We start from the raw sequence: 12,403 nt of genomic DNA on the forward strand, positions 1-12,403 counted from the left end.
CCCTCCGATGAGGGTGATGATCACGCACATCACCAGCGTGTCCTTGACCTGGGGCAGCGTCACGTAGCGGAACTTCTGGAACGCGTTGACCCCGTCGATCTCCGCGGCCTCGTAGAGCTCCTGCGGAATCTTCTGGATCGCCACCAGGAAGAGCAGCATGATGTAGCCCATGTACTGCCACTGCGAGGTCGCGATGATCGCGAAGATGGCCGTGTTCTTCTCCCCGAGCCACGCATGGCACAGCCCTCCGAGCCCGATGCCCCTGAGCCCCTGGTTCAGCAGACCGATGCTCGGATGGTAGACCAGCTGAAAGAGGAGCCCCACCACCGAGATGGAGATGACGGAGGGCAGAAAGTAGACGGTGCGGAAGAAGGGCTGCATTCCGCGGAAGAGTTTTTCCTCCAGGACCGCCGCGAAGACCAGGCCCAGGCCGACCTGGAAGACGATGGATATCGCGGAATAGAGAACGTTGTTCTTGAGCGCCGTGTAGAAGACGGCGTCCGAGAAGAGCTTCCGGTAATACTCCAGTCCGACGTACACCCTCTCGCTGGAGAACGCCTTCCATCGATAGAGGCTCAGGACGAAGCTCTCCGCGATGGGGTAGTAGACAAACAGCAGAAGCAGAAGAAGCGCCGGCAGCAGGAAGAGAAGGGCCAGCTTTTTATTGCCGTAGATATTCATGCAAGATCTCCCTCTTCAAGGATCTCTTCCGTTTCAAGAATCTCTTCCGTGACGAAGGGGCCGCCGGATGCGGCCGGCGGCGGCCCGGGAAAACATTATAGGGAAGCGCTGATTAAAACAAAAATGCATATTTTACCAAAGGTAAGTATGCAAAACATCTATAGGCAAAAATCTTCAGCGCTTCCCTAAAAATTAACATGGGGGCTTCGCCCCCAAGCCCCCACGCCGCTATCCTGATAGCGGCGGCCCCGGCAAGTTTCTTACTCGAAACAGGCAAGCTGGGGTACCACAGGGGGCTTCATGGATTAAATCAGCGTTTCCATAGAAAAAAGCAAAAGTGCCGAATCGCCTGCCGGCGTCGAGGACGAGGCTCTCGGGCCCCGGCATGAGCGAACGGCCTAACACAGTAAGCGGCCTGCAGCGACAGGCCGCTTACCGCCCCGCCCTACTGCTTCGCCGCCTCCGAGCGCACCGCCGCAGCGGCGGCCTGCACGTCCTTCATGACCTCCTCGGGGCTCTTATCCCCGTTCAGGAGCTCCTGAAGATCGGGAAGATAGACGTCCGAGATCTTGATGTCGATGTCGGTATCCAGCCAGAGCGCCATCCCCTCGGCCCTGGTGACGGCCTCGAGCCCTTTGACCAGCATCTCCATGGAGTTCTCCTTGTTGACGGCGCCGATGACGGGGCTGGGCCACCCCATGGCCCGGACCATCTTGTCGGAGTTCTCCTTGTTCGTCAGGAAGCTCAGGAAGGCGACGGCCTGGTCGGGATGCTTCGTCCTGGCGGAGACCATGAACCCGTCCGGAGCCCCCGTCAGGAACTTCGGGTTGCCGGGGGTCCCCTCGATGGACGGCATCGCGAAGAAGCCCCAGTTCCCGGCCATCTTCTCCTCGATGTCCCGGAACTCCTCCAGCTCGACGTAGACCATCGCGACCTGACCGCCGTAGAACATCTCGAGCGCCATGTTGTGCTCCGTGGAGTTGGCCCCCATGCTGAAGTAACCCTTGTCGTTCAGCCCCTTGAAATACTCCAGGGCCTTAACGTAGCCGGGGTCGGTGAACTCGCCGGAGGCCGCCGCGTAGTCCTTCTCGCGCACCTCCTGGGGAACGCACTTCTGGTTGAGCCCCGTGATGTAGTGGCAGCTCGCCCAGGGGTAGATGTTGCCGAACCCGATGGGCGTGACGCCCGCCTGCTTCAGTTTCTCGAGCCCGGCGGTGAACTCCGTCCAGGTTTCGGGCTCCTTCAGGCCGTTGTCCTCGAACATCTTTTTGTTGTAGACGAAGAACTTTCCGTTGATTCGGTAGGGCACGCCATAGTACCGTCCCTGCGTCGCGAAGGGCTCCAGCCCGGCCTTCATGAAGCCGTCGCGCCAGGAGGGCTCCTTCTCGAAATACGGCGTCAGGTCCAGGACCGCCCCGGAACGGATGAAGTTCCGGGCAAATTCGCCGCTCCACGAGAAGAAGATGTCGGGCTGCTGGTCGGTCCCCATCTGGATGCGCAGCTTGTCCTTGATGGGCTCGTCGCCGGCCGCCTCGATCTGGATCTTGACGTCGGGGTGCGCCTTCTCGAAATCCCTGGCGACCTGGACAAAAAAGTCGTTGTACTCCACCTTCGGCCACTTGTGAAGGAACTTGAGCGTCACCGGGTCGCCGGCCTCCGCGGCGCCGCACAGGACAAACGCCGACAGCACGAACAAAAACGCGTACAGGACAAATCTCGAACGGAACTGTTTCATTGCTGTTTTTCCTCCTTGATCTGGGTGTCCGTAAACTTCCCCTATTCTTTCTCCGTCATTCCGCGACGGGTCGGTAAGCCCTGGGATGGCCGAAGGCCCCGTAATAGGAGCATGTGGCGGCCGCACTCCGGGCCGCCTCCCTCAGGGCGAGCGAGGGCTCCTCGCCGGAGACGATGCCCACGATCAGCCGTGCGATGAAGGCATCCCCGGCGCCCAGCGTGTCCACGACGCGGCAGGGAACGGCCTCCTGCCGCCAGGTCCGCCCGCCGTAACGCAGGACGGCCCCCTTCGCCCCCCGGGTGACCAGGGCCAGCCGCACCCCCCGGTCCTCCACGCGCGCAAGGAACGCCTCCAGCTCGGACTCCTCCGTATCCCTCGTGCCCGGGAACATCCTCGAGCCCGAAAAAAAGGCGTAATCCACCGAGCCAAGGACCCGGTCCAGATACGCCTCGTCAAATTCGTTCGAGAAGTCGAAGGCCAGGATGCGGCTGTTCGCGCGAAGCTCCTGCAGCTGTCCCTCGATTCCGCTGTAGATGCTGGTGTGGACGACATCGAAACCATGAATGAAACCGAGGTCCTCCGGGGTGAGGACGAGCTTGGAGCTGGCGCCCTTCTCCCCCCCGACAAAGGTCCTGTCCCCGTCCACGAGGGCCACGCGGGTGTAGGAGTTCCTCTCCGGAAGCACCTTGACCCGGGACGTATCCAACCCCTCCAGGCCCAGTGCCTCGAGAAGCCAGCTTCCCCCCTCGTCGTCCCCGACGGCGCCGACGTAAGCCGCGGCCTCCGCCCCGAAGCGCAGGGCCAGCACCGGGACGTTGACCGCATTGCCGCCGGGATACATCAGGCCCTGATCGATGTACCGGTCCAGAACGTTGTCGCCGACCCCGACGATCCTCATGGCCTAATACTCCGCGAGGCCGCCGTAATAGCGCCGGCCGTCCGGGTTGTGGTCCTTGTAGACGGAGAGGTAATAGTAGAAGAACTCCAGCGGGACGAAGAGGACCATGGGGTCCAGGGCCGGATGCAGCCCGCCCTCGAAGTCGCGCACGTCGAAGACAACGACGTTTTTGCTGTGCCGTTCGACGAAGCGCAGGCTCCGCTCCGTGACCGGCCGCGAGGCGTCGTTCCCCAGAAGGAAGACGTAGGGCACGTCCTCCTCGACGACCTCCAGGGGACCGTGGCGGAACTCCGACGCGTTGAGGCTGCACCCGTGGGTCCAGGTGAACTCCAGCATCGTGATGACCCCTTCTTTGTATCCCAGGGGCAGCAGGTTCCCCGCGGAGACGGTGTAGATCAGGTCCCATTTCGAGGCCCGCTCCCCCAGGGCCTTCATGTCCTCTTCGACGTCGTTCACCAGGCGCGCGAGGACCTCGGGGAGCCTCCGCATATCCTCCATGATGGGCTCCAGCCCCTCGACCCCCGCCTCCTGCATCGCCCGCAGCGCGAGGCAGTAGGCGATCAGGAGATGAACCTCCCAGATGCAGTCCGCATGGTAGTCGACCAGGAACTCCGCCGCGTCCGCAAGGGGGTTCTCCGCGGTCTTGGTCACGGCGACGGTCATGGCCCCCCTCCGCCGCGCAAGGGCCAGGGAATCGCAGACCTCCTGCGTCCTGCCCGAATCGCTGACCCCGACGACAAGGGTATTCCGCCCCAGGACATGCGGAGGCTCGCAGAGAAAGTCCATGCCGCTGAAGGCCCCCGAGCGCAGCGACGAGAGGGACACCAGCATTCTCTGCGCCGTCTGGCAGGCGCAGAGCGGAGAGCCGCAGGCCACGAAATAAAGGGTGTCGATCCCCCTCCGCCGCATCTCGGGAAGGACCTCCGCCTCGATACGGGGGAAGACGTCCCCCAGGACATGGCGCACCTCATCGGCCATGTGGGCCGTTACCAGAAAATCCACGTTGTCCTTGTCCAGATTCAGCATCGTTCCGTCCGATCCTTTCAGGCTCGCTTGCGTTCGCACTTTTATAAAGTGGTACTGCCCGCAAAAAAGCGTTCCAATTTCAAAGAGACTCCTCCGAGTGATTCAATACAAACCCTTTATGATGACGCTTCCCGAAACCTTCCTATAGACCGGGCTTCAAAAGCCATGACAGGATCGCTTTTTCCCGTACCAATATGTTCAATATATCACGCCGCGGCGGGGTGTCAATATCCGGGCGTCCCCTACAGGACCTGTATGGCGAACCGGAACCTCTGAAGCTCCTTGCTCACGCTGTCGTCCTCGGGCTCGTACAGCCGCTGGAGCCCGCAGGAGCGGACGAAGTCGTCCAGGCGGCGGCCGCTCCTGTCCCTCAGTTTGCGCAGGTTGTCGTAGGACACCTCGCCGCTTCCGCCGCCCTTCAGGTTTTGCAGATGGGCGAGATTGAAGTCGGAGAAGGCCGCGGTATGGGTTTCGGCGTCCAGGTAGAAGAGCCCCGGCCTGTCCAGCGCGCCCCGGCGCAGAAGGAGCTGTCCCTGCCGCAGCTCCGCGCTGAAGAGGTCCGGGCAGAAGAAGACGCGGTCTCCTTCGGCGCGCAGGCGGCAAAGGGAGCCCTCGAGCCTGAGGGGCGAGAAGTTGCCGATTTCGCGCACCCTCAGCTCGAGCTTCTGCGCCCGCAGGCGCATATCCGTATTCCTCAGGAAGAGCCAGCCCCAATGCCTCCGTTCGATATCGTCGGGAAGGCGCAGGGACGTCTCCCCCCGGGCCGACAGCCCGAGCAGGAACAGAAAGTCAATCTCCCAGGGATCGGTCAGGAGTATCTCACGATCGCCGACAATCAAAGGTCTCTGATGCCCCTGCGCGGACAGGGGGAGCACCACCTCGAGCGGTTCCTCCCCCTTTGGCCCTCCGCTCTCCGGGGACAGCTCCGCGCGCCTGAGGAAGAGGGACGACGCGGAGTCGCCCAGTTCCTCCAGCCACTCCGGGAACCCATCGTCCTGCGCGTCCAGAAAGGCCCTGCGCTCCGGCAGGCAGGGGGCCTGCATCTCATCCAGACGGAAAAGCTCCCCATCCCTCACGTTGGATGCCAGCCAGGCATCCCCGGCCGGCGTCAGGGCGATTTCGAAGAGCGTAAAGCGGCATTCGGTCATGCAGTGCTGTGCGTTGGCGCCATGGATGAAGGTCGCGGGGGGCCGCTGGAAGGCGGACCGGGAGAAGGTATAATGCGTCTTGTGCTGCAGGCCGAGCTCCTCCTGGAGCTCCCGGACGAGCGTATGCTCCAGCGCCCGCCCGATCAAGGCCTCCTCGTCGGCCGACAGGGGGCGGGGAAGTCCGTAGAGCAATTCGATCCCCCGCTCGGTCGTCATCCCCGGCTCGGACGCCTTCAGGTCGTGAAGGTTGACCCGCCCGCCGGGAAAGCCGTAATTTCCGTGCAGGGCGTTGTCGGGGTCGTCCTCCCGGTTCTCGCGCCGCTTCAGGATGAAGCGGCCCTCCCTGCGGATAATGCCCCAGGCCACGAAGGTACGGCGGATGGGAGGCCCCTTGGTCCGCTCCTCGCGCAGAACCTCCATGGCATGGAGTACCTTGTGCTGCCTCGAGATGTCGTCGTTCGTCCCGGCGGCCCAAAAGCCCTCCCAGAAGGGGCCCTGCCCCTCCGCGAGGAGCGAGAGCAGAGAACAGGCGAACAGCCGTGCCGGGTAGGAGATGAAGCGCCAGACCCCCTCCCGCACCCGATCGGGTTCCAGCAGGCCGGCCCGGCAGAAGATCTCCTGCACCAGGGCCACCGTCGCCCGCGGGCAGTCCGAATCCTCCTCGATGAGCCGCTCCAGCTCCCCAGCGGCGACCTCCGTGACCCCGCCTCCCTCGGCGGCACAGAGGGGCAGGTGACTCAAAAATTTTTTCCAGACCTCATTCACGTCCGCGGCCTCCCCGAGTCGAGATACGAGCCTCCGCCCATCCGGCGAAAGAACTCCTCCGGGACCGTTCCCCCGGCCCCACCTCCGAATCATAGCACCATCCGGCCCCAGGTTTGGGAAAATTCTCGCCCCCGCCCAAACGCGAAGGGCCTTCGGCCCGCGGCTCCGCCTCTTTCGCAAGGCATCCCCACGGTCCCGAAGGCCCGGAACGGCAAACGACTGCATCCGCACTCGGAACGGATTTTGAGAATGGGCGGGACGTCGCCCCCTTCAGGATGTCACTTCAGGCCGCGCAGCACCAGCTCCGCAATCACCGCCGAGCCCATGAACGTCCCGATGAAGACGAAAAGTCCAACCAGGACGATCCTCCAGCCCTGCGTCCGGAGCACACCGATGTCCTTTCCGACGGCGAGTCCCGCATAGGCCAGAATCGGAGTGCAGAGCCCGATGAAGCTGACCTTCGAGACCCACGCGGTCAGCTGCTCCGCTCCGGGGAAGCCGGGGATCGTCACGATGCAGCCCAGCGTGACGATGTAGGCCACGGAGGGAAGCCCCTTCCAGGGCATGACGTGGGCGATGAGGACGCCGCCCGCGACGATGCCGAGCAGCACGAGGATGCCGGGAATGGAGTCCGTGAAGAGCTGGGCCGCCGCGGCCGCGCCCTGTGCGCCGAAGACGGCGAACCCCTTCGCCCCAACCCAGTTACCGATCAGCACCTGCGCGGCACAGATCAGCAGGAATATCGTCATCTGACGGTAGCTCATGCTAATCCTCCCCCTCCTCGGCATTCATGCCGACGGGCACGCTCGGGGCCTCCCCGACCCCCATGATCCGGACAAGCCAGTTGGCGATCGGAAGGCTCAGGAACACGCACATGTAAACCCCGTCGAGCCCCGAGAACATGTTGCTTGCCGAGGCCAGGGCCAGCAGCTCGTCCTTGAGTTGCGGGTACATCGTCACCAGGGGGGTGACCGCGGCGGTCATCATACTGGCACTGCCCGTCCCCGTCGCCATGGCCAGGGCCTGGGGGCTGAAGAAGGGCATCGTCGATGCGACGAAGGAGGAGAGGAAGCTGCAGAAGAGGGCTCCGAAGATCGTCCCCGTGACGTAGACGCCCATGACGCCGCGTCCCTCGGGGGTGTCGAGCCCGTACTTCTCGCCGATGATGGCGATGTTGGGCTCCCGCGCGTTGGAGAACGCCGCCCCCACCGCCTCGCGGCGCAGGCCCAGCAACACGGCGATGGGGACGCCGAAGAACACGGTACCGATGTTGCCGAACTCCTGAAGCACCAGGGCCGGCCCGGACTGGACGACCTTCCAGAAGTTGGGCCCCACCAGGGTCCCGTAACGCGCCATCAGGAGGAAGAACGAGACCCCCACGAGGGACGACGCCTCGAACATGTCGCTCTGCTTCAGCACTCTCAGGGCGGGCAGCCCGCAGAGGGCTCCCAGCACGAAGGAATAGAGCAGGGGGATCAGGACCAGCATACCCGGCCCGAGCTTGAAGGTCCGAACCCCGACGGTCTCGGCCAAAACCGTGAAGACGAGAACCAACAGGTGCAGCTTCCAGTTTCGCAATGCCTTATCGACGATATCCATGCCGCAACGACACTCCTTTTGCCAGACTCTTCCACCAAACCCTTCTGCCAGATCCTTCTCCGGCCTGAAGCACGGATGCCCCGCACAGGGCCCGCCAACTTCTCAAGCCCTTTTTGCCCTTTTCCCCGAAAAAGCGTCCTCACCTTCCGGTGCTGCCGAAGCCCCCCTCCCCCCGTTCCGTGGCGTCGAGCGCCTCCGCCTCGCTCCACGCCACCCGCGCGACGGGCGCGACGACCATCTGGGCGATGCGGTCTCCCGGCTCGACGACGAAGGGCTCCTGGCCGAGGTTCATCAGGATCACCCCGATCTCTCCGCGGTAGTCCGCGTCGATCGTACCCGGGCTGTTGGGAAGCGTGACGCCGTGCTTCAGGGCCAGGCCGCTCCGGGGGCGGACCTGTGCCTCGTACCCCTCCGGGAGGGCGATGCGCAGGCCCGTCGGAACCAGGGCCCGGCCGCCCGGAGGGATCACACGGGCCTCCGACGCCCGTAAATCCACCCCGGCCGAGGCCGGGGTGGCATATTCGGGCAAGGGAAAGTCCTTCGCCCGTCCGGAGCGTGCGATCAGCACCCTGACCATCTTGTCGGGCATGAAACCCTAGCGGTCCCTCCGGGGACGGTCCCCGCCGAAGCGGCGCTCCCGCCCGCCCCTGTCGCGATCCCCGCGATCGCCGAATCCGGGGCGGTCGCCCCGGGGCGGTGCGGGCGGGGCCTTCTCGGCGATGCTCGCAATCAGGTTGTCGCGCTCGTGCTCATCGGGCAGCGCAGCGGCAAAGCCGGCGGTGCGCACCTTGTCCTCGTCGGCCAGGAGGCGCCGCCGGGTGAGGTTGACGCGGCCCATGTCGTCGATCTCCTTGACCATGACGAGCACGCGGTCCCCGGGCTTGAACACGTCCTCGACCTTGGGCACGCGGTGCGTGCTCATCTCGCTGAGGTGCAGCAGCCCCTCCTTGCCGGGCAGACACTCCACGAAGGCGCCGAACGCCATCAGGCGCGTGACGGTGCCCCAGTAGACCTCCCCGGCCTCCAGGTCCTTCGTCAGGGCCAGAACCATGTCCCGGGCCTCGTCCACCTGCTCCTGCGTCGGCCCGGCGATGCTCACCTCGCCCGTATCCTCCACGTTCATCTTGACGCCGGTCCTCTGCGTGATACCGCGGATCGTCTTGCCGCCGGGGCCGATGACGTCCCGGATTTTCTCGGGGTCGATGCTCATCTTGAGGATGCGCGGCGCGTTCGGCGACAGGGAGTCCGGGACGGAAATCTCGGCCTCCATCCTATCGAGGATCTGCATACGGGCCTGCTTCGCCTGGGACAACGCGTTCTGGAGGATCTCCCGCGTGATGCCGCCCGCCTTGTTGTCCATCTGGAGGGCCGTCACGCCCAGGCGCGTGCCGGCGACCTTGAAGTCCATGTCGCCGTAATGGTCCTCGAGCCCCTGGATGTCCGTCAGCACGCGGACCTTGTCGCCCTCCTTGATCAGCCCCATGGCGATGCCCGCGACGTGGCGCCGCAGGGGAACGCCCGCGTGCATCATCGAAAGGCTGCCGCCGCAGATGCTGGCCTGCGAGCTCGAACCGTTGGACTCCAAGATGTCGGAGACGACGCGGACCACGTAGGGGAACTCGTCCTCCGTGGGGATGACGGGCCGCAGCGCGCGCTCCGCCAGGGCTCCGTGACCGATCTCGCGCCGGCCGGGGCCGCGCATGGGGCGCACCTCGCCGACGGAATAGGGCGGGAAGTTGTAGTGCAGAATGAAGCGCTTGGCGGGCTCGTCCAGCTTGATGCCGTCCAGCACCTGGTCGTCCTCCCCCACCATGCCCAGCGTCGTCACGGCCAGGGACTGGGTCTCGCCACGGGTGAAGAGCGCCGAACCGTGGACACGGGGCAGGATCCCCGTCTCGCAGGAGATGGGGCGCAGCTCGTCCATGGCCCTGCCGTCGACTCGAACCCCCTCGTCGACGATGATGGCGCGCATGATGTCCTTGACGCGCCCGTCGACGCATGCGGAGATGTACTCCCCCTTGTCGGGGAACGCCTCGGAAAAATGCTCCTTCGCCGTCCTCTTGACCTCCGCAATCTTCTCGTAGCGGGGCTTCTTCTCATGAATGCGGACGGCGGCGTCGATCTCCCGGTCCAGGTTCGCGCGGACCCAATCGTCGATCTCGGAGATGCGCTCGGGGAGGGGGATCACGATCTCGGGCTTGCCGATCTCCTCCTTCATCTGCCGGAAGAGGGCGATCAGCTTGCGGATCTCGGAGTGGGCCAGGTCGAGAGCGTCGACGAGGACCTCCTCGGAGACCTCCTGAGAGCCGGACTCCACCATGGTGATGCCGTCGTCGTGACCGGCGACCAAAAGCTCCAGCCGGGACTCGGCCATCTGCGCCTCCGTGGGGTTGACGATCAGACTGTCCCCGACCAGTCCGATGCGCACCGCCCCCACGGGGCCGCCCCAGGGGATCCCCGAGATGGACAGGGCCGCCGAGGCCGCATTGATGCCCAGCACGTTGGGCGGATAGATCTGATCCATCGCCATGACCGTGCTCACCACGTGGACGTCGTTGCGCATGGCGTCGTCGAACAACGAACGGATGGAGCGGTCCGCGACGCGCGCGCTGAGGATGGCGGACTCGGAGGGCCGCCCCTCGCGCTTGATGAACCCGCCGGGGATCTTCCCGGCCGAATAGTAGCGTTCCTCGAAATCCACCAGCAGGGGGAAGAAATCTATGCCCGTCCGGGGCGTGTCGGTGACGCAGGCCGTCGTCAGCACGACCGTCTCCCCGTGGGACGCCATCACCGCGCCGTTCGCCTGCTTGGCGACCTTACCCGTCCGGAAGACGATCGGCTGCTCGCCGATCCGTACGGAATATTCCTTTTCCATATAATAGCCTCCTCGATTTTTTATCTTTTCCTGCGTAAACGAGGACAAGAATAACACAACACGAACGTTAGTCCAAGGGAAAAGTCCAAGAATGTACAGTCCGAGGCCGGGGAGAACAAAATCCCCGGCCTCGGACTCCGCATCGTGTATTTTTTACGTCTTGCTTCCAATCATGGATGGGCGTCATGGGCCTATACCCGGGAATTTAAAAAATACCGCCCCGCCCGAATGGCCTCGGCGTGCGGGTGCGTCAGGGAGTACAGGACGAAGTACTCCAGGGGAGGGAGCTCGAAGTCCAGCAGCGGGACCGACGCGAGGGCGCCCGAGTCCAGATGTCCCCCGATCAGCCTGCGGGGCAGGAAGCTGTACTTGTCCTCCTCCAGGACGTAGGGGATGATTTTGCTACCGACGTCGATGTCCAGCTCGAAGCTGGGGAGCCGGCCGAACAGCTGCCTGACCGTATGCGTGTCCAGGAAGCTGGAGTACAGGATGGGAAGGCCGGGCAGGTCCCGCAAGCAAACGCCCTCGCGGCGCCTGGGGTTGGCGCCGCGGGTCACCAGCAGCATCGCGTCGCGGTACAGCAGGTCGCAGGCATATCCCTCTCGGTTGCAGGGGTGATGGGTGTAGCCGACGTCGAAAGCCCCGCTCAGGACCCTGTCGATGACCTCGCTCGAATGTTTCAGGACCAGACGGAACGCGCTGCGGGGCAGTGCGTTCCGAAGCCTGTGCACCTCCTCCGGAAAACAATCAAAAAAAGCGTGGACGCAGCCGACCAGCAGACGCCCGGGATCCCGTCCCATCGTTCCAATGCGCTCGAGGGCGCTCTTTTCCAGCGACAGAATTCTCTCCGCGTAGCCGACCAGTTCGTTTCCCGCCGCCGTGGGTTCCACGCGCCCTCGGAGCCGCGTGAGCAGCGTCTGCCCAACCTCACGCTCCAGCTCCTGCACGCGCCCGCTGATCGTGGACTGGGAGACGTGGAGCCTGCACGCGGACCTCGTGAAGCTCCCCGTCTCGACGACGTCCAGAAACGACCTGAGAAATTCCGTGTTCATGTCACGTATCCCCTTCCCTATCGAAATTTCCAGCTCCCAAAAATCCGAACCCGAAAAAACCGATGGAGCCCATCGAAAAATCCCGTTTTACGGCGGAGACGCCCTGGGGTATCCTGTTTGAAGTTTGCCAGGCCAACCTCATTCGGCAATCAGGGAGATTATATCGTTTTTCCGCACCCTTAATACTTCGGAGGTGACCCATGGGCCGTCTGCTGATGGTGGAGAGCTGGGTAGGCGCGACGGGAAGACTGCTGCCGCCAAAGATTCCGGAGCTCGGACATTCCTACACGCTGGTCACGCGGGATCCCGGGCGTTATCGCTCTTCCTGGGGCCGGGACGGGCATCCGGTGCTGGAGTACGCGGACGAGGTCGTCGTGGCGGAGACGAACGAGCTCGAACCGATGTTGGAGGCGCTGGGCGGCCGGTCGTTCGACGGGGTCCTGACGGTCTGCGACTACTACGTCGAGACGGCGCGCCGAGCGGCGCAGCGTCTGGGGGTTCCCTGCCCCTTCCCGGAACGCGTCGGCGACGTGCGCCGGAAGCATCTCATGCGCCGGTGTCTCGATGCGGCGGGGCTGGGGAACGTCCGCCACGTTGCGGCGTCCGACTGGGCGGGGGTGGTGG

10 protein-coding genes and 1 pseudogene are annotated in these 12,403 nt (G+C 64.3%); 1 reads left to right on the forward strand and 10 read right to left on the reverse strand.

The genetic code is table 11. The features are described from left to right. The 10 genes from ABLA28_RS07665 to ABLA28_RS07710 form a co-directional block, all read right to left on the reverse strand. On the reverse strand, positions 1 to 681 hold a 681-nt coding region (locus ABLA28_RS07665; protein ID WP_347713162.1), incomplete at its 3' end, for a sugar ABC transporter permease. A gap of 445 nt (positions 682 to 1,126) precedes the next feature. After that, positions 1,127 to 2,416 (reverse strand): sugar ABC transporter substrate-binding protein, encoded by a 1,290-nt coding sequence (locus ABLA28_RS07670; protein WP_347713163.1) that lies wholly within the window; start codon positions 2,414 to 2,416, stop codon positions 1,127 to 1,129. 55 nt (positions 2,417 to 2,471) lie between these two features. Further along, positions 2,472 to 3,314 carry a PfkB family carbohydrate kinase gene (locus tag ABLA28_RS07675; protein WP_347713164.1) on the reverse strand — a complete coding sequence of 281 codons (843 nt, stop codon included), beginning with the start codon at positions 3,312 to 3,314 and terminating at the stop codon, positions 2,472 to 2,474. Positions 3,315 to 3,317: 3 nt separating this feature from the next. Beyond that, complete coding sequence (locus tag ABLA28_RS07680; protein WP_347713165.1) at positions 3,318 to 4,340, reverse strand: SIS domain-containing protein; 1,023 nt, start codon at positions 4,338 to 4,340, stop codon at positions 3,318 to 3,320. 242 nt (positions 4,341 to 4,582) lie between these two features. Further along, positions 4,583 to 6,253: a hypothetical protein gene (locus ABLA28_RS07685; RefSeq protein WP_347713166.1), complete on the reverse strand. Its 1,671-nt coding sequence runs from the start codon at positions 6,251 to 6,253 to the stop codon at positions 4,583 to 4,585. 278 nt (positions 6,254 to 6,531) lie between these two features. Then, complete coding sequence (locus ABLA28_RS07690) at positions 6,532 to 7,017, reverse strand: DUF340 domain-containing protein (protein ID WP_299302131.1); 486 nt, start codon at positions 7,015 to 7,017, stop codon at positions 6,532 to 6,534. A gap of 1 nt (position 7,018) precedes the next feature. Next, positions 7,019 to 7,852, reverse strand: coding sequence for a DUF3100 domain-containing protein (locus ABLA28_RS07695; protein WP_299302129.1), 834 nt, complete (start codon positions 7,850 to 7,852; stop codon positions 7,019 to 7,021). Positions 7,853 to 7,991: 139 nt separating this feature from the next. Continuing rightward, positions 7,992 to 8,441 (reverse strand): dUTP diphosphatase, encoded by a 450-nt coding sequence (dut, locus tag ABLA28_RS07700; protein WP_347713167.1) that lies wholly within the window; start codon positions 8,439 to 8,441, stop codon positions 7,992 to 7,994. Between the two features lie 6 nt (positions 8,442 to 8,447). Beyond that, on the reverse strand, positions 8,448 to 10,727 hold the full coding sequence (locus ABLA28_RS07705; RefSeq protein ID WP_347713168.1) for a polyribonucleotide nucleotidyltransferase: 2,280 nt from the start codon (positions 10,725 to 10,727) through the stop codon (positions 8,448 to 8,450). Positions 10,728 to 10,918: 191 nt separating this feature from the next. Next, positions 10,919 to 11,779: a LysR family transcriptional regulator gene (locus ABLA28_RS07710; RefSeq protein ID WP_347713169.1), complete on the reverse strand. Its 861-nt coding sequence runs from the start codon at positions 11,777 to 11,779 to the stop codon at positions 10,919 to 10,921. Positions 11,780 to 11,979: 200 nt separating this feature from the next. Between ABLA28_RS07710 and ABLA28_RS07715 the strand changes: the two are divergent. Further along, positions 11,980 to 12,403: pseudogene (locus ABLA28_RS07715) on the forward strand (carboxylate--amine ligase); the annotation flags it as partial.

Source organism: uncultured Fretibacterium sp. (genome assembly GCF_963544685.1).
In the GTDB taxonomy this organism is placed as follows: Bacteria; Synergistota; Synergistia; order Synergistales; family Aminobacteriaceae; genus CAJPSE01.